Annotated in this window: 17 protein-coding genes; 9 read left to right on the top strand and 8 right to left on the bottom strand. The window is 50.2% G+C overall.

Annotated features, from left to right (window positions below):
* Window positions 1-108: 108 nt before the first annotated feature.
* From L3K52_16835 to L3K52_16800, 8 genes are all read left to right on the top strand, one after another.
* The gene (locus tag L3K52_16835) at window positions 109-1,329 is read left to right on the top strand and encodes an argininosuccinate synthase (GenBank protein ID UOG91830.1); all 1,221 of its coding nucleotides are present in this window, start codon (window positions 109-111) and stop codon (window positions 1,327-1,329) included.
* A gap of 6 nt (window positions 1,330-1,335) precedes the next feature.
* Window positions 1,336-1,539 carry a SlyX family protein gene (locus L3K52_16830; protein ID UOG91829.1) on the top strand — a complete coding sequence of 68 codons (204 nt, stop codon included), beginning with the start codon at window positions 1,336-1,338 and terminating at the stop codon, window positions 1,537-1,539.
* A gap of 15 nt (window positions 1,540-1,554) precedes the next feature.
* Window positions 1,555-2,976, top strand: coding sequence for a DUF3696 domain-containing protein (locus L3K52_16825; GenBank protein ID UOG91828.1), 1,422 nt, complete (start codon window positions 1,555-1,557; stop codon window positions 2,974-2,976).
* A complete protein-coding gene (locus L3K52_16820; GenBank protein ID UOG91827.1) occupies window positions 2,976-3,500 on the top strand; it encodes a hypothetical protein in 525 nt (174 codons plus the stop codon). The genes L3K52_16825 and L3K52_16820 overlap by 1 nt, the downstream gene beginning before the upstream one ends.
* On the top strand, window positions 3,493-4,209 hold the full coding sequence (locus L3K52_16815) for an RNA ligase family protein (protein UOG91826.1): 717 nt from the start codon (window positions 3,493-3,495) through the stop codon (window positions 4,207-4,209). The genes L3K52_16820 and L3K52_16815 overlap by 8 nt, the downstream gene beginning before the upstream one ends.
* Window positions 4,206-4,937: a class I SAM-dependent methyltransferase gene (locus tag L3K52_16810; GenBank protein ID UOG91825.1), complete on the top strand. Its 732-nt coding sequence runs from the start codon at window positions 4,206-4,208 to the stop codon at window positions 4,935-4,937. Before L3K52_16815 ends, L3K52_16810 begins: the two co-directional genes overlap by 4 nt.
* A gap of 80 nt (window positions 4,938-5,017) precedes the next feature.
* Complete coding sequence (locus L3K52_16805; protein UOG91824.1) at window positions 5,018-5,407, top strand: DUF423 domain-containing protein; 390 nt, start codon at window positions 5,018-5,020, stop codon at window positions 5,405-5,407.
* Between the two features lie 142 nt (window positions 5,408-5,549).
* The gene (locus L3K52_16800; protein ID UOG91823.1) at window positions 5,550-6,302 is read left to right on the top strand and encodes a metallophosphoesterase; all 753 of its coding nucleotides are present in this window, start codon (window positions 5,550-5,552) and stop codon (window positions 6,300-6,302) included.
* A gap of 79 nt (window positions 6,303-6,381) precedes the next feature.
* On the opposite strand, the gene L3K52_16795 is transcribed toward L3K52_16800, so the two are convergent.
* Window positions 6,382-6,885, bottom strand: a complete 504-nt coding sequence (locus tag L3K52_16795; GenBank protein ID UOG91822.1) for a Fe-S cluster assembly transcription factor — start codon at window positions 6,883-6,885, stop codon at window positions 6,382-6,384.
* A 197-nt stretch (window positions 6,886-7,082) separates the two neighbouring features.
* Window positions 7,083-7,532, bottom strand: a complete 450-nt coding sequence (locus L3K52_16790) for a DUF1249 domain-containing protein (GenBank protein UOG91821.1) — start codon at window positions 7,530-7,532, stop codon at window positions 7,083-7,085.
* A gap of 92 nt (window positions 7,533-7,624) precedes the next feature.
* On the opposite strand from L3K52_16790, the gene L3K52_16785 reads away from it, so the two are divergent.
* Complete coding sequence (locus tag L3K52_16785) at window positions 7,625-9,262, top strand: alpha-D-glucose phosphate-specific phosphoglucomutase (protein ID UOG91820.1); 1,638 nt, start codon at window positions 7,625-7,627, stop codon at window positions 9,260-9,262.
* Between the two features lie 3 nt (window positions 9,263-9,265).
* Here the strand turns inward: L3K52_16785 and mnmH are convergent, their stop codons facing one another.
* From mnmH to gspD, 6 genes are all read right to left on the bottom strand, one after another.
* Window positions 9,266-10,396, bottom strand: coding sequence for a tRNA 2-selenouridine(34) synthase MnmH (gene mnmH / locus L3K52_16780; protein ID UOG91819.1), 1,131 nt, complete (start codon window positions 10,394-10,396; stop codon window positions 9,266-9,268).
* A gap of 5 nt (window positions 10,397-10,401) precedes the next feature.
* Entirely contained in the window at window positions 10,402-11,442 is a 1,041-nt protein-coding gene (gene selD / locus L3K52_16775) for a selenide, water dikinase SelD (GenBank protein ID UOG91818.1), read from the bottom strand.
* Between the two features lie 40 nt (window positions 11,443-11,482).
* Window positions 11,483-12,136 carry an exopolysaccharide biosynthesis polyprenyl glycosylphosphotransferase gene (locus L3K52_16770; GenBank protein ID UOG91817.1) on the bottom strand — a complete coding sequence of 218 codons (654 nt, stop codon included), beginning with the start codon at window positions 12,134-12,136 and terminating at the stop codon, window positions 11,483-11,485.
* A gap of 185 nt (window positions 12,137-12,321) precedes the next feature.
* Window positions 12,322-13,542: a type II secretion system inner membrane protein GspF gene (gene gspF, locus L3K52_16765; protein UOG91816.1), complete on the bottom strand. Its 1,221-nt coding sequence runs from the start codon at window positions 13,540-13,542 to the stop codon at window positions 12,322-12,324.
* A complete protein-coding gene (gene gspE, locus L3K52_16760; GenBank protein ID UOG91815.1) occupies window positions 13,542-15,059 on the bottom strand; it encodes a type II secretion system ATPase GspE in 1,518 nt (505 codons plus the stop codon). Before gspE ends, gspF begins: the two co-directional genes overlap by 1 nt.
* On the bottom strand, window positions 15,056-17,167 hold the full coding sequence (gene gspD, locus L3K52_16755; GenBank protein UOG91814.1) for a type II secretion system secretin GspD: 2,112 nt from the start codon (window positions 17,165-17,167) through the stop codon (window positions 15,056-15,058). The genes gspE and gspD overlap by 4 nt, the downstream gene beginning before the upstream one ends.
* Window positions 17,168-17,184: the final 17 nt, after the last annotated feature.

Genomic DNA, 17,184 nt, shown 5'->3' with positions numbered 1-17,184 from the left:
AACTCCTCTAATCATCTAACAGGATGCAAGTGCTGGTATGGTTGGTAGTGCAAGGCAACAGTGTAGCGCATATAATCCCCGTTTTCGATTATCTACGGGAACACAAACATGGCTCAGTCAGTCAATAAAGTTGTGCTGGCCTACTCAGGCGGCTTGGATACCTCCATCATCGTGCGGTGGCTGCAAGAAAATTACGGGTGCGAAATCGTCACCTTCACGGCTGACATCGGTCAGGGCGAAGAAGTCGAACCGGCTCGCGCCAAAGCCTTGGCAATGGGCATTAAACCGGAAGAAATTTACATCGAAGACCTTCGCGAAGAATTTGTGCGCGACTACGTGTTCCCGATGTTCCGCGCCAATACCATTTACGAAGGCGAATACCTGCTGGGTACATCCATCGCCCGCCCATTGATCGCTAAGCGTTTGATTGAAATCGCGAACGACACCGGCGCGGATGCGATTTCCCACGGCGCAACCGGCAAAGGCAACGACCAAGTACGTTTTGAACTCGGTGCATATGCGCTGAAACCGGGCGTAAAAGTGATTGCCCCCTGGCGCGAATGGGACATGAATTCCCGCGAAGCCCTGATGCAATACGCGGAAAAGCACAATATTCCGGTCGATTTCAAAAAGGCTGGCAAAAAATCCCCGTATTCAATGGATGCCAATTTGCTGCACATTTCTTACGAAGGCGGCCCCTTGGAAGATCCGTGGTTTGAAGCGGAAGAAGACATGTGGCGTTGGAGCGTTTCCCCGGAAACTGCGCCAGACAAGCCTACCTACGTCGAAATCACCTTTGAAGGTGGCGATGCCGTCGCTTTGGATGGCGTGCGTTTGTCCGCTGCTACCATCCTTGAAACCCTGAATAAACTGGGTGGGGCAAACGGTATTGGTCGTCTGGATTTGGTGGAAAACCGCTATATCGGCATGAAATCACGCGGTTGCTACGAAACCCCCGGTGGCACGATTTTGTTGCCTGCGCACCGTGCGATTGAATCCCTGACTCTCGACCGCGAAGTCGCCCACCTGAAAGACAGCTTGATGCCGAAGTACGCCGAACTGGTTTACAACGGTTACTGGTGGAGTCCTGAGCGCAAGATGATGCAAACCATGATCGATGCATCGCAAGCCTTCGTGAACGGCACGGTGCGCATGAAGTTGTACAAAGGTGCGGTAACGGTTGCCGGTCGTAAATCCGACGACAGCTTGTTCGACGCACGCATTGCCACGTTTGACGATGACGGCGGCGCGTACAACCAGAAAGATGCGGAAGGTTTCATCAAGCTGAATGCGCTGCGGATGCGGATTGCTGCGGTCAAAGGTCGTTAATTCCTGATGGAAGCACGCTTGGAAAAATTGGAACTCCTGTTCATGGAACAGGAGCAAACCCTTGAAGCCTTGAGCCGTCAGATTTACCTGCAACAAAAAGACATTACCTCGGCGTTGCTGGAAATCGAACGGCTTAACGAAAAGCTCAAATCCATCACCCCGTCTGCCGTCGGTAGCCAGGCGGATGAAACTCCACCCCCGCATTATTGAAAAGGAGATATTCAAATGCTGACACATCTTCGCATCAAAAACTTCAAAGCATGGGAAGATACCGGCGACATACGGCTTGCGCCCTTAACAGTCATTTTTGGCGCAAATAGTGCGGGGAAAAGCAGCATGGGACACTTGCTTTTAGCACTTAAACAAACTGCGCTGTCTGTAGATAGACGTAAAGCACTACATTTAGGATTAGGAGATACTAACTCTCTTATTAACTTGGGTACGTATGAGGAATGTGTACATCAACATGATACTCAGAAAAGTATTGGAATTGAAATGGCATGGAATACTTCAAGTGAACTCATTGTAGAAAGTACACAGCATAACTCCGAATTTAAGGGAAGCCAACTTGAAATAAACGTTGAATTTGAACATGCTAAGAAAAATCAACATACAACTGTAAAATCACTTTCGTATACCCTTGATAAAAATAAAGAAAGTGAGTTGGATATTACTTTTTCAAAAAAAAGAAAAAGCACTAATGAATTTGAATTGTCTTCAAAAAAATACCCACTTAAAAGAACTCAAGGTCGAGTATGGCCATTATATGAGCCTGAAAAGTTTTATCACATAACTGAACAAACACGGTCTAAGTTTCAAAATGCATCATTTTTAGGTGATTTCGCATTAGAAACAGAAGCGACTCTAAAAAACATATATTATCTTGGTCCACTGAGAGGTTATCCAGAACGTTTTTATCAATGGGCAGGTGATACCCCAGAAGATGTGGGAAACAAAGGAGAAAAGGTTATTGCGGCTTTATTGGCAGCAAAAAATCGAAATTTGCATCAAAAATATGTAAAAAGAGAGAAGCAAGAAGCAAAAGATAAGAAAACATTTTCATTTCCTCATTTGATTGCAAAATGGCTAAAAGACATTGGACTTATAGAGGAATTTTCTATTCATCCAATTGCAGAAGGGAGGAATGAACACGAAGTTCTCATTCGTACTAGTCCTAACGCAAGTACTGTAAAAATTACTGATGTTGGCTTCGGCGTTTCTCAAGTTTTACCTGCATTGGTGCAAGCATTTTATACGCCAAGAAATTCAACAGTGCTTATGGAGCAACCTGAAATACACTTACATCCACAGGTGCAGGCAGGTCTTGCAGATGCATTTATCGAAGCAATCCACATTCATGAAGATAAAATACCACGTAATGTACAATTGATAATAGAAAGTCATTCAGAGCATTTTCTAACACGTTTGCAACGTAGGATAGCAGAAGAAAAAATAAAACCTGAAGAGGTGGCCATTTATTTTGTTGATAATAAAGAGGGTAAAGCCACCATCGAAGAACTTTGTATCAACGAATACGGTGAAATTGAGAACTGGCCTGATAACTTCTTTGGTGATGAAATGGGTGATCTTGCAGCTCAAGCACTCGCAGCTATTGAACGCCGTCAACGAAATCAAGCAAAAGGATAATGGCAATAATGAATTGCATCATTATCGACACTAACGTTATCTTAGTTGCCAGTGGTCAACATCAAGATATTTCCTTAGAATGCCATAAAAATTGCATTCTCAAACTTCAGTTAATTGAAAAGCATGGACATGTTGTCATTGATGACGGTTATCGGATTCTTCAGGAATACAGTAATAAAACCACGCCAAATAGCCCAAAGAATTTAGGCGATGCATTTGTGAAGTGGCTACAACGCAATAAAGGAAATGCCTCACGATGCACTCAAATATCCATTACAGAACATCATGAACGAGGTTTTGAGAGTTTTCCTGATGACCCTGAGTTGCATAGTTTTGATCCACCAGATCGCAAGTTTGTTGCAGTATCCGCAGCGCATCCTGAAAAACCTCCAATCCTGCAAGCTGCTGATTGCAAGTGGCTTGATTGGAAACTAGCCTTAAATAGACAAGGTATCAACGTAGAATTTATCTGCAAAGATGATATTGAGCGCTTCCATAAGAAGAAGTTCGGCAGTAATGGATGAGTTTTTCCGTTTTCCGCACACTCCACATATCGCTTGGCTAGGCAAAGATGAGCCGCGTAGCGATAAAGTACTGTCACAAGAAGAAGTTAATGCATTTCTAATAAATGAAGTGATTGTCGAGGAAAAACTGGATGGCGCAAATCTGGGAATTTCTTTCAATAAGGCAGGTGAAGTACAACTGCAAAATCGTGGATCGTACCTTCTTCCCCCTTATAGTGGACAGTTTTTGAAACTTGGGCAATGGCTTGATATTCACTTAGATACATTGTTTGACTATCTGGAAGATCATCACATTCTATTCGGCGAATGGTGTGCAGCTAAACATTCCCTTTCCTATGAAAATTTACCTGATTGGTTTATGGCTTTTGATGTTTATGAAAAAACTCAGCAGCAATTTTGGTCTACGTCGCACCGAAACCATTTGGCTAAATCTGTCGGTATATCTCACATTCCCTGTATTCAACAAGGTCGTCTTAGCCTAGATGATTTAAAACAGATTGTTATGACCCAACCCAGTCAGTTTCGCCAAGGAGTCATGGAAGGAATCATTATCCGTAAAGAATCTGCCGACTGGATATTGGATAGAGCAAAACTAGTACGCCCAGATTTTCTGCAAACGATTGATTCACATTGGAGAGGGCGGCTTATTGAATGGAACCAAGTACTCCCCCCTTTTACAACAACCGTTGTTATTAAAAATCAGGCATGATGACTGGCGAAACACTTCAAGTAGAGCAATTATCTCGCTATCAATTGGTGCAAACCCCTGCACGGCTGGAACTACACGATACCCACGACCCCAAAGTGGGTGCGGTGTACGTTGATTTTGTGGAAGGCAAAGCCCAACACCGCCGCAAATTTGGGGGCGGCAAAGGGCAGGACATTGCCAAAGCGATTGGTTTACACAAATTCAAACACCCGCACGTTGTTGATGCAACCGCTGGTTTAGGGCGCGAATCCTTCGTGCTGGCGACCTTGGGTTGCACGGTGACGTTGCTGGAACGTTCGCCGGTGGTTCACGCCTTGCTTGCCGATGGTTTGCAACGGGCGCTGGCGAGTGATGATCAGGAAACGCTGGAAATTGCTTCGCGCATGACCTTGTATCCGGCAGATGCGCACGTATGGCTAACAGAACTTCCGGCAGTGGCATGGCCTGATGTAATTTATCTCGACCCGATGTTTCCCGATCGGCAAAAGTCCGCTTTGGTACAAAAAGAGATGCGTTTTTTCCACGAAGTAGTGGGAGCCGATCCCGACAGTGATGGATTGTTAGCATTGGCTCAGGAACGCGCTAAGCGGCGTGTCGTCGTTAAGCGCCCGCGTCACGCACCTGAATTACACGGTTGTAAACCGGCTTTTGTCATCAGTGGTAAAACCGTGCGTTATGATGTCTATCTAGGCAAAGCAACTGCGCAAGAACACGCCCATCAGGAATAAAATGCCTACCCATGCCATGATTCTGAGAATGACGCGGTATAATTGACGTTTTTCATGTGTATTCATAAGGTCGTGTCGTTGTGAAAAAAGATCATTTTCTGTTAATTGCCAGTGTGTCAGGAATGCTCGCAGTCGCATTAGGGGCATTTGGTGCGCACGGTTTGGAAAAGTTAGTCGATGCGAAGATGTTGCAACGTTTTCACACGGGTGTCGAGTACCAGTTTTACCATTCCTTGGCATTATTGTTGATTAGTATTTTGTATAAACAGATAAAAAATAAGTATGTTTATTCTGCCGGTTATGCATTTTTATTAGGCATCGTGTTGTTCTCGGGCAGTCTCTATCTGTATGTTTTAACAGGAATCACTGCGTTTGCGCTGGTAACGCCCCTAGGTGGACTTAGCTTTATTGTGGGATGGGCGCTACTGGCTTTTTCCACGAAAAACAGTGCCTATTCAGAGAAAAGATAAGATAAATTTATTTCTTATTGCCATCAATTGCGTTATGATTTTTTTAGGATGGGTGCTGGTAGCGTGGGTGTCACAACGAAATAGATAAGCAAACCCTATACTAACTGGCTAACTGTAGTTAGGTTATTCTTGGAATATGACCATGAGTTATACGCCTTTTAAATTTTTCGGTAAAAATTCACGCGGGCGCGATTTTGTCGTCGGTGATATTCATGGCTCTTTTTCAGCGCTAGAACGGCTGTTGCAGCGTATTGATTTTGATCCTGAGGCTGATCGGGTGTTTTCGGTCGGGGATCTGATTGATCGTGGTGCAGAGTCGCACCGCGTGATTGAGTTTCTCAACTACAGTTGGTTTCATTCGATCATGGGAAATCATGAACGCATGTTGCTGGATGCAGAATACAACGCCGCAGTGTTGGAAAACTGGACTCGCTACAACGGCGGTGCTTGGTGGAAGCGTGTTCCTGAGCATATTCGACCGCGCATTCGCAATGTATTGGCGCAATTGCCACTGGCTTTTGAGGTATCGACGGCGAACGGGCATATTGGCATTGTTCACGCTGATATTCCGACGGGGATTCCTTGGCATCAGTTCATTCGTTCGTTGGAATCAGACCCCGATATGGAAGAATACGCGCTGTGGTCGCGCAATCGCTACAAACATTTCAAGATGATGGGGCGCACTGTGCCGGTCGATGGCATTGATTTGGTGGTGTTCGGGCATACACCAGTCAGCAAGCCATTACACACCGCGAATTTCTATTATATTGACACGGGTGCTGCGTTGTTAGATGACAAAGCTTTAGGCACATTGACCTTGTTGCAAATTCATCCGGTGATGGCGTTGCATCAATTGGATGTGCGCACTGAGGAAGATGTTCACGCTCCGGCGTGATTATTAACCGAACCGGCACAAAAAAGGGCGGATGATATTCCGCCCTTTTTGCGTTTACTTTACCCAACACCTTAACCTCTCAGCAATTAGCGCTTACGGCGGCACCAATTGTCGGACGTGGGGGGAACATTGTCGCAATGCGGCTGGCGATGGTGTCTTGACGGCGCGACACTTCACGGATTTCTGGGCGGTTGATGAAACTGGCTAAGGTCAGATTATCTAAAAATTCATACAAACGTCCGCTCAAATCTTCCCACAATTGATGGGTTAAGCATTTCTCACCGCCGTGGCAATCTTTAGTGCCAAGGCAACGGGTTACGTCAATGTTTTCGTCTACTGCATTAATGATTTCTGCGATGCTGATCTGACTGGACGGACGACCTAAACGATAACCACCACCTGGGCCGCGCACCCCTTCGACCAAACCTTCTTTGCGCAATTTTGCGAATAATTGCTCAAGATAAGACAGAGAAATGCCTTGGCATTGTGAAATATCTGCCAGCGTGACAGGGCCTTGATGATCGTGAATCGCCAGATCCATCATAGCAGTGACCGCGTACCGACCTTTTGTTGACAATTTCATGGAGATGCTCCTTAGCAGTGTAACTGCGTTTTAAATCCCGACTGAATTACTCAGTATCTTAAATAAACCTAGCACACTAGTCAAGAATATTTGTACGTTTAAGTTATACAAAAGATAGACTGTGTTAAGTAGCATTAGTATAGGTATGCGCACCAAATATTGCAAAAGCTGTACAGGGTTGTTTCATAGTATTAACCCTAGGTGAAACAATGCCCCTGCCTGCGCAAGTAATTCGTCCACTTGTACAAGAATCTGTTCATGCGCCACCGACACAGTAGCATCGTGTCTAACTCTTTATTCCAATACTGTACAGGGTTTTCAGTCAAGCGGCAGCGATGGCTCACCACCTCGGCTTGGCGCGAATCGTGGTAAACCCGAATCAGCATATCCGGGCGGTTGTCTTTGGCATTATGGCCTTCGTCAAACAAATACGTCAGCATTAACGTGCTGGTGTGAGACGTGTGATCGAGAATCGTGAGTGCGACCGGAATGCCGTTTGCCACCCGTGATACCGTTGCTTGCGGTAAAATACGTATGTCGCCGCACAGTAGACGCAACTGGATATAATTTATTTCGTACATTTCCATCAGCGCGGCGAAAGATTTTGGGCGTGGCGCGAAGGTGGCGGGTTGTTCTTTGACTAACATAAATCCATAATAACTGCATAATTTGTGCGGCTGCGATGCTGTGCAGATGAAGTCTCGAATCCTAACAAAAACCTACTGGTAAGCGTACTCCCATGACTATCCAGACCATTAAAACCACCCCTTTCGATGACCAAAAACCGGGGACATCCGGTTTACGGAAAAGTGTCAAGCAATTCAAGAAGCCTGATTATTTGCAAACCTTTGTACAAGCCATTTTCAATACCTTGGAAAATGTACAAGGAAGCACCCTGATTCTCGGCGGTGACGGGCGTTATTTTAACCGCGAGGCGATTCAAATCATTCTGCGCATGGCCGCCGCTGCCGGATTTGGGCGGGTGATTTTGGGGCAGGGGGGAATTCTATCGACTCCGGCTGCGTCTAATCTGATCAGGCAATACCAAGCCATCGGCGGCATTATTTTATCGGCAAGCCACAATGCGGGCGGGCCGGATGGCGATTTCGGTATCAAATTCAACGGTGCTAACGGCGGCCCTGCTCCAGAAAGCCTGACGGAAGCGATGTTTGCCGAATCCAAACAGCTTCACGAATACCACATTGCGCCGCTTCAACCGATTCCGGTCGACAAGTTGGGAACATATTCACTGGCGGGCATGTCGGTGGAAGTGATTGATTCCGTAAGCGATTACCTTGCACTGATGGAAACCATTTTCGACTTCGACAAAATTGCCGCATTGCTGACCTCTGACCATTTCAAAATGCGTTTTGATGCGATGCACGCGGTGACTGGCCCTTACGGTCATCGGATTTTGGAAGAGCGTCTGGGCGCACCTGTCGATACGGTGATTCAAGGCGAACCGTTGGCAGACTTTGGTGGCGGGCATCCTGACCCGAACCAAGCGCACGCGCACGAGTTGATGGCAATGCTGTATGCGCGGAATTCCGACATTGATTTCGGCGCAGCCTCCGACGGTGACGGCGACCGCAATATGATTCTGGGCAAACGTTTTTTTGTCACTCCTAGTGATAGCCTCGCGATTTTGGCAGCAAATGCCCGCCTGATTCCGGGCTACAAAGACGGCATTGCAGGCATTGCGCGTTCCATGCCAACCAGCCAAGCGCCTGATCGGGTGGCGGCGAAGCTGGGCATTCCGTGCTTTGAAACGCCGACCGGCTGGAAGTTTTTCGGCAATTTATTGGATGCAGGCAAGATCACGCTGTGCGGTGAAGAGAGCTTTGGTACAGGTTCTGATCATGTGCGCGAAAAAGACGGTTTGTGGGCAGTATTGTTCTGGTTGAACCTGTTGGCGGAAAAGCAAGATTCGGTGGAAAGCATCGTGCGCAAGCATTGGGCAGAATACGGGCGCAATTACTATTCACGCCACGATTACGAAGCGATTGATATGCAAGACGCGAATGCACTGGTCGATGCGTTGCATGCGCAGTTACCGACGTTGGCGGGCAAGTCTTTCGGTGCGTTAAGCGTGCGTGCGGCGGATAATTTTACCTACACCGATCCAGTCGATGGTTCAGTGAGCAAAAATCAAGGGATTCGCATCCTGTTTACTGACGGTTCGCGCATTATCTTCCGCTTATCCGGTACGGGAACGCAGGGCGCAACCTTGCGCGTTTACCTCGAAAAGTACGAGGCGGATGTCAGCAAACACGATCAGGAGGTGCAAGATGCGCTGGCTGATCTGCTCGCTATCGTGCAACAAGTTGCCAGAATTGAGCACTTTACTGGGCGCGAAGCGGCGGATGTGGTGACCTGATGCTTATTGAATGCCTTGCGCGTTAAGGTAATCCCGCACCTCGGCTGGTGAACCCGTAAACACCAGCCGATCTTGCTTTTTACTGATCTGGTAATCGTACATCGGGTCGTAATAATCCAACAAAATAAGGCGCACCACATCATAATGCCCCTCGGTTTGCCCCGTCCGTTCTTGATGTGCCAATGCAGCCTGCATCGTCTGGCGTACTTGTTGGTAACGAACCCCGCCCAAGCGCCGCTGAATTTTATCCAAACTGCCCAGCAAATACGCACTAAACGCGGCAAAACCTGCGGCTTCATCACCGTTATGCAGCGTGATGAAGGCTTGCAAATTATCCAGCACGTATTCCTGATAACTGATTTCTACCCGCTCCTCATCCGGTACTTGCATCAAGATCACTGGCGCTTCCGCGAGCCGCTTGAAAAACGTTTCGGGTAAATGTATGGAGCCGATGCTGCGGCTTTCATCTTCAAATAATAGGGTGGTTTGCTCTTGGCTAACCTTGCGCAGTAAGGCAATGCTCAAGGTGTTTTCAAACTGGATTTGCGTCGGTTGACGCTGTGCTTGTGAGCCGAATGCTGAACCACGATGGTTAGCTAAACCTTCCAAATCAATCATTTGAGTGATGGTTTGCAGAAAACGGGTTTTGCCAGAACCCGTGCGTCCGCTGAGAATAATAGGCTGTAATTGGTTCGGCAAACTCTCCAATTGTTCCCGTAAGAACTGCCGCATCTGTTTATAGCCACCATTAACACGCGGGTATTCGATGCCTGTGTATTCGTACAGCAATTGCTGCGAGATGCGCGAGCGCAATCCCCCCCGGAAGCAGTACAACACGCCATCAGGGTGTGCGCGGGCGAAGGCTGCCCATGCCGCTACCCGTGCATCCTTAGTGTCGCCGCTGACTCGTTGCATCCCCAAGGCAATCGCCGCGTCTTGCCCTTGCTGTTTATAGCAGGTGCCGATGGCTTCGCGATCCGCGTCATCCATCAGCGGGTGATTGGTGGTATTGGGGAACGCGCCTTCCAGAAATTCGACGGGGGCGCGGACATCCAATAATGGTCGGTCGGATAGGAACAGGCTATGCAAGTCGTCAATCAATGGTAGATGCTTACCAAGGTCTTTGGGATTCATGATGCTTATTCCAACGTAATCAGTGCGTTACCGGCAACGGGTTCGCGCAAGTAGCCAATCGGTTGCAAGTCCAAGCCCGCCTGTTGACACACGGCTAAGAATTCTGCTTCGCCTTCGGGCGCAAGCGCTACCAGCAAGCCGCCGCTGGTTTGGGGGTCGCAAATGATTTGCCGTTGGCGTTCGCTCATTGCTTCTAGCGCATAACCGTAGCTGTCGAAATTGCGTTTCGCTCCACCCGGTGAGCAATCCATTTCCAGATATTGGGGGATGTGCGGCAAAACCGGCACTTGGTCGAACTGAATGACCGCTTGCAAGCCACTGCCTTCGCACATTTCGCGCAAATGCCCGCCCAGCCCAAAGCCGGTGACATCGGTGAGCGCGGTGACGGCTGGCATTTCGCCGAATTGTGCGCCGATGCTATTCATCTGGCACATGGTATCAATGGCGAGATTGCTGTGTTCGGGCAAGAGCACTTTGCGTTTTTGCGCGGTGGTGAGGATGCCGATGCCGAGCGGTTTGGTGAGGTACAGCTTGCATCCGGCTTGTGCGGTGCTGTTTTGCTTGAGGTGGCGGGTTTGTACAATGCCGGTGACTGCTAAGCCGAAAATGGGTTCGGGTGCGTCGATGCTGTGACCGCCTGCGAGGGGAATACCGGCATCCTGGCAGGCTTTGCGCCCACCTTCGACCACTTCGCGCCCGACTTCTGGCGGCAATTTGTCGAGCGGCCAGCCGAAAATCGCAATTGCCATAATGGGTTTGCCACCCATTGCGTAGACATCGCTGATGGCATTGGTGGCGGCAATGCGCCCAAACGTGAACGGATCATCCACAATCGGCATGAAAAAATCGGTGGTGCTGATCACCGCCGTGCCATTGCCTAAATCGTAAACGGCGGCATCATCGCGGGAACTGTTGCCGACCAATAAGGCATCGCAGACATCGGGTGGCAGTTGGCTGTGTAAGATGACATCCAGTACGGCGGGGGCAATTTTACAGCCACAACCGGAGCCGTGGCTGTATTCGGTCATGCGGATGGGGTTTTCCATGTACGGCAATCCTTGGCAAAGCAAAGGACTGCATCATACATCACACCCCTTGACCCGTCAGCACGACCCGCACGGTATCGAACAGAATCCGCATATCCAGCCACACGCTTTGGTGTTTGATGTACTCCATATCGTAACGGTGTTTGTGTTTGGCATCTTCCACCGATGCGCCATAGGTGTAGCTGACTTGCGCCAATCCAGTCACGCCGGGCTTGACGCTGTGGCGCACGCGGTAAAACGGGATGTGCTTTTCCAAGTCATGGATAAATACCTCACGTTCTGGGCGCGGCCCAACCAGCGACATATCGCCTTTGAGTACGTTGAGCAGTTGCGGCAATTCATCAATGCGGGTTTTGCGGATGAATTTGCCGACCCGTGTAATGCGGCTGTCATTTTTAGAAGCCCAGCGTGCGCCATCTTTTTCGGCGTCTGCACACATCGAACGGAATTTGAGGATACTGAATTCTTGATTAAACAAGCCGGTGCGCCGTTGTTTGAAAAAGACTGTGCCGGGCGATTCGCATTTGATCGCGATAGCCGTTATCAGCCAAAGGGGTAACGTCATGATTAACAGCAATAAGGATACGCCCACGTCCAGCCCGCGTTTCAGGAATGGGTGGTAACTGCTTGTATGCTGCTGTTTGCCATTGTCTTTTAGTAAGTCATCCCTACTAGGTACATACACATATGTCATGACGCTTGCTCCACAAAGACCGTGCGGGGACACTTTTCCACAGGCCATTATTTTTAATATTGGTTAGGATGAAATATTTATTGCTTGTGGATACTATGCGACGGGCGCAGGTGTGCCTCAACGCCACGACCTATAATCGCGGCTATTTAGCTGACGAAATGCTTAATCAGAAAAATGAATGGGAATTAACGCATGATCTGCGACATGCCGCCCATGACCGGGAGCATGATGGAAAGGACAATTAAGGTCACGATACCGCCCATCACCAGAATCAAGCCGGGTTCGAGCAAACTGAGCATGGTGGCAATTTTGGTTTGCACTTCGCGCTCTTGCTGGATGGCGGCGCGTTCCAGCATTTCATCGAGTTTGCCACTGCCTTCGCCGCTGGCAATTAGGTAGACCATCATCGGCGGGAAATAGCCGGAACGTTCCAGCGCTTTGTGAATCGGCATCCCTTCGCGTACTTTTTCGGCTGCTTCCAGCACCGAGCGGCGCATCGGAATGCTGATGACGACTTCCGCAGAAATTTTCATCGCATCCAACACCGTCACGCCGCTGCTGCTGAGAATGCTGAAAGTTCGGGCAAAGTTTTCGGTGTTAATGCCACGGGTAATGCGCCCGATGACTGGCAAGCGTAACAATAGGCGGTGGTAACGCGCTTTCCACAGCGGGCGTTGCAATAGCCACACGATTCCCGCGATCAGCAAAATAATGCCGATGAGCAAGGTCAAACCGTGGTTTTGCAGGAATTCGCTGGCAGCAATCAACATTCGCGTCAGCAGCGGTAATTCAATATCCAGTGTCGAAAACGCTTCCACCACTTTAGGGACAACAAAGCGTAGGAGAGCCGATACCACACCAACCGCTACCAATAATAAAATCAAGGGATAAGCCAGCGCGGTACTGACTTTTTGCTGGTTGTGCTGGCGATTTTCGGTGTAATCCGCCAAGCGTTCCAACACTTCGGACAAATGCCCGGATTGTTCGCCCGCGCCCACGGTAGCGCGATACAACACTGGAAATGCACCGGGAAATAAGCCTAAGGCACCTGCCAGCGTGTGGCCTTCCATGACCCGTGAGCGGATGGCGGAAAAAATACGGCGCGAGGAATTGCGTTCGGTTTGGCGCACGACTGCACCTAGGGCTTCTTCAATCGGCGAACCCGCGCGTACCAAGGTGGCAAGTTGGCGCGTCATCAACGCAAGATCAGCCGGGTTGAGTCGCCCGCCCCCGAATAGGGAACGGCTTTCGGATTTTTTCTGCTTTTGCGCGACTTCATTGACTTCCAGCGGAATCAAATCGCCATTGCGCAATAATTGGCGTACTTGGCGCGGCGTATCCGCTTCCATAATGCCGCGTTCTTCCTTACCGGCGGCATTCAGGGCGAGGTATTCAAACGCGGGCATTACTGCGCATCCTCACGGGTCACGCGCAACACTTCGTCTAGCGAGGTGCGGCCTTCTAATACGAGGCGGATACCGTCTTCACGGATGCTGGGGCTGTGTTGGCGGGCGTAAGCTTCGAGTTGCATTTCGCTTTTGTGGTCGTGGATCATTTGGCGCAAGCCGTCATCCAACGCTACCAGTTCGTAAATCCCCAAGCGCCCGACGAAACCGCGATGGTTACAGGCAGGGCATCCGACCGGCTTGTAGAGAATTGGGCGGGCAGTGTGCGGGTCGGCACGGAGGATTTGCATTTCACCGTCATCGGCAGGTGAAGCTTGTTTGCATTCGGGGCAAAGCACCCGTACCAGCCGTTGCGCGACCACACCGAGCAAGCTGGAGGCGAGCAAATAAGGTTCCACACCCATGTCTTGCAGTCGGGTGACAGCACCCACAGCAGTATTGGTGTGCAGCGTGGAAAACACCAAATGCCCGGTCAAACTGGCTTGCACCGCAATTTCAGCGGTTTCCAGATCGCGGATTTCGCCGACCATCACCACATCCGGGTCTTGGCGTAAAATGGCGCGTAAGCCGCGTGCGAAGGTCATGTCGACTTTGCTATTGACTTGGGTTTGCCCAATGCCGTCAATGTAATATTCGATAGGGTCTTCGACGGTGAGGATATTGCGGCGCTGGTCGTTTAAGTGCGTCAGACCGGCGTACAGCGTGGTGGTTTTTCCCGAACCCGTGGGGCCGGTAACGAGAATAATGCCGTGTGGCTTTTCGATCAGGGCTTGCAGGCGGTCATAAATCTTCGGATCCATGCCCAGATGCGACAGATTCAAGCGTCCGGCTTGCTTGTCCAATAAGCGCAATACCACCCGTTCGGTGTGACCGGAGGGCAGGGTGGAAACCCGCACGTCGACACCGCGTCCGGCAACGCGCAGGGAAATGCGTCCGTCTTGCGGCAGGCGTTTTTCGGCAATATCCAAACGCGCCATGACTTTGATCCGCGAAATAATCACCGGCGCGAGTTTGCGCGGTGGTTCGATGATTTCGCGCAAAATCCCATCGACGCGCATTCGCACCGACATACGGGTTTCAAAGGTTTCGATGTGGATGTCGGATGCGCCTTCTTTCACTGCTTGCGTCAATAAAGCATTGATTAAGCGGATGATCGGGGCATCGTCTTCGGATTCCAACAAGTCTTCCGGTTCGGGTAATGACCCGGCAATGTCTTGCAAATCGGCATCATCCCCAATGTCTTGCATCATCGAGGCACCGACTTGGCTGCGGTCATAATGCGCTGCCAGCAAGCGGTCAAAGGTGGCATTGTCAACCGTTTGAAACTGCAAGTCGGCGTAGCTTAAGCGTTGCACTTCGGCCAATGCCAGCGGTGTGACCCCGGTGCGGCACAGCACCAGCGGTTGTTGCCCGCTGGTTTGCAGCAAAATGCCGTGGCGTTTGGCGAAGCTGTACGGCAAGCTCAGTGCAAGGCTGAGTGGCTCTTCGGCAATAGCGAATGCGTCCTGCCCGCTCATAATGCCCCGCTACAGAATGGGTCGGCTTTATTGCAGGTTTGTTGCCCTTGCGTGACTTTTTTCACGGGGGCAGGTGGGCGTGGCGGCGGATTATGCAAGCTGTCAGCCGTGCCGTTGATGACGCGGTTCATATCCGGCGGCAGGGTGGAGGCGCCTTCGGACAAACGATTGCGTTGCAATACTTTGCTGCGCTGCTGTTGCTGCTGCATGGTCTGGTATTTTAAGCGCGTGTAGGCATCGGCGGATTTGCCATCCGGCATAATAATCGGGTGGATAAACACCATCAGGTTGTTTTTGGTTTTATTGGTGGTGTTATTGCGGAAAGCGCCACCGAGGAAGGGTATATCACCCAAGACTGGCACTTTGCTTTCAGAATCGCGGTAATTGTCTTCGATCAAACCGCCCAGCACCAGAATTTGCCCGTCTTCCACCATGACATTGGTGGTAATGCGGCGTTTGTTGGTGATGAGATCCGACGCGCCGGAACTGCTGGAGGCAACGTTGGACGTTTCCTGCTCAATCTTGAGATTCACGGTTTCGCCCCGGTTGATTTGCGGGGTGATTTTGAATTTCAAACCGACATCTTTGCGTTCAATGGTGGTGAACGGATTGGTAGTGTCGTTCGCGGCATTGGTGGAGCGCCCGGTGATGAAGGGAACTTCTTGCCCGACGGTGATTTCGGCTTCTTCGTTATCCATCGTCACCAAGGTTGGGGTGGAGAGGATATTGGTCGCAGCATCGCCTTTGAGCGCTTCGACAATCGCCCCGAAACTGTTGTTACCACCTGCCAGCAACAAGCCGTTCGGAATACTCGGTATGGTATTCGCTTGAATGCCTCCAACAATGCCCGCAAGCGTGCCAAGGCCGCCAAAGTTGCTGTAACCAACCGGGCCGCTGCCGTCATTCGCGCCGTTCGCCAGCAAGGTTGCACCAAGCTGGTTGGACAGGTCGGTGGAAACTTCGGCGATGACGGCTTCGACCAACACTTGGGCGCGGCGGCGATCCAACTGGTTAATCACCGCAATCATGTTTTTCTGCAACGTCGGCGGGCCACTGATGATAATTGAGTTGCTGCTTTTGTCGGCTAACACTTTGACGTTACTGGTGCCGCTGCCGGGGCTGGGCGTGCCATCGGCTGAAGCGCCGCCGGTTGCGGCACCACCGGGCGGGGTGTAATCGTAATACGCACCACTGACGCCGTATTGCTGGATATTTGGCGCAACCCCGTTAAGCACGTTGACGACATCTTCGGCTTTGGCATAGCGCAATTGAATGACTTTGGTGTCACCTTCAATAGCGCGTTTGACATCCAGCTTGGCGATGGCACTTTTCATGCGTTCGCGGGTCTGGCGGTCGCCGGAAATCAATACGCTGTTGGTGCGCTCATCGGCGGAGACTTTGCCGCCAACCGCCATCATGCCACCGGCTGCGGCAGCAGCAGCGGCACCGCCGATTAAGCCCTGCAAGGTAACGGCAACCTGTGAGGCCACGGCGTATTCGAGTGGCACCAGCTCAAAATCTTCATTGTTGGGTTTGTCAACGCTGGCGATGACTTCCATCAAGCGGGCGACGTTTTGCGCCTTGCCTTTAATGGCGATGGTGTTGCTGGCTTGATTCGGCAAAATGCTGGTTTCACCTTGACCACTCAGCGGCATCAAGGTTTGAATCGCGGTGGTGACGGGGATGTATTCCAGTTTGACCACTTGTGAAATTGTGGCATCGGCATCGCTTTCCGCAGGGTCGGCCACCATGGGGGCGACGTTGCCACGGGCTTTCCCGGCAGGAACAATTTTGATGAGGTCGCCGCTTTCCACCGCTTCAAAGCCGTGAACTTGGAGTACCGACAAGAAAGCTTCGTACAAGCCATCTTTATCCAGCCCGTTACCGGAAATAAAGGTGACTTTGCCGCGCACTTGTTGATCGACGATGAAATTCTTGCCAGTGGTTTTGGCTACGATGTCAATCAATTGGCGTATTTCAGTGTCTTGCAGATTAATGCGGGTGGCATCTTCCGCATTCAACGCTGCACTCGTGGTTAATAGCCAGAGCGAGCAAGCCAAAAGACTGCTGGAAAAAAGCGAACTGCGTTTATAGTGATGCGATTTCATTAAAGACCTGTATCCGT

Origin of the sequence: Candidatus Thiothrix sulfatifontis (assembly GCA_022828425.1) — a bacterium.
GTDB classification, from domain to species: Bacteria; Pseudomonadota; Gammaproteobacteria; order Thiotrichales; family Thiotrichaceae; genus Thiothrix; species Thiothrix sulfatifontis.
This window is presented reverse-complemented; position numbering and strand designations above follow the sequence as displayed.

Bases quoted from the DNA above. Each gene is read 5' to 3' on its own strand.
- mnmH (UOG91819.1), bottom strand. From the start codon at position 10,396: ATGAATCCCAAAGACCTTGGTAAGCATCTACCATTGATTGACGACTTG.
- L3K52_16825 (UOG91828.1), top strand. From the start codon at position 1,555: ATGCTGACACATCTTCGCATCAAAAACTTCAAAGCATGGGAAGATACC.
- L3K52_16835 (UOG91830.1), top strand. From the start codon at position 109: ATGGCTCAGTCAGTCAATAAAGTTGTGCTGGCCTACTCAGGCGGCTTG.
- gspE (UOG91815.1), bottom strand. From the start codon at position 15,059: ATGAGCGGGCAGGACGCATTCGCTATTGCCGAAGAGCCACTCAGCCTT.
- L3K52_16815 (UOG91826.1), top strand. From the start codon at position 3,493: ATGGATGAGTTTTTCCGTTTTCCGCACACTCCACATATCGCTTGGCTA.
- L3K52_16810 (UOG91825.1), top strand. From the start codon at position 4,206: ATGATGACTGGCGAAACACTTCAAGTAGAGCAATTATCTCGCTATCAA.
- L3K52_16770 (UOG91817.1), bottom strand. From the start codon at position 12,136: ATGACATATGTGTATGTACCTAGTAGGGATGACTTACTAAAAGACAAT.
- gspF (UOG91816.1), bottom strand. From the start codon at position 13,542: ATGCCCGCGTTTGAATACCTCGCCCTGAATGCCGCCGGTAAGGAAGAA.
- gspD (UOG91814.1), bottom strand. From the start codon at position 17,167: ATGAAATCGCATCACTATAAACGCAGTTCGCTTTTTTCCAGCAGTCTT.
- L3K52_16795 (UOG91822.1), bottom strand. From the start codon at position 6,885: ATGAAATTGTCAACAAAAGGTCGGTACGCGGTCACTGCTATGATGGAT.
- selD (UOG91818.1), bottom strand. From the start codon at position 11,442: ATGGAAAACCCCATCCGCATGACCGAATACAGCCACGGCTCCGGTTGT.
- L3K52_16785 (UOG91820.1), top strand. From the start codon at position 7,625: ATGACTATCCAGACCATTAAAACCACCCCTTTCGATGACCAAAAACCG.
- L3K52_16830 (UOG91829.1), top strand. From the start codon at position 1,336: ATGGAAGCACGCTTGGAAAAATTGGAACTCCTGTTCATGGAACAGGAG.
- L3K52_16820 (UOG91827.1), top strand. From the start codon at position 2,976: ATGGCAATAATGAATTGCATCATTATCGACACTAACGTTATCTTAGTT.
- L3K52_16790 (UOG91821.1), bottom strand. From the start codon at position 7,532: ATGTTAGTCAAAGAACAACCCGCCACCTTCGCGCCACGCCCAAAATCT.
- L3K52_16800 (UOG91823.1), top strand. From the start codon at position 5,550: ATGAGTTATACGCCTTTTAAATTTTTCGGTAAAAATTCACGCGGGCGC.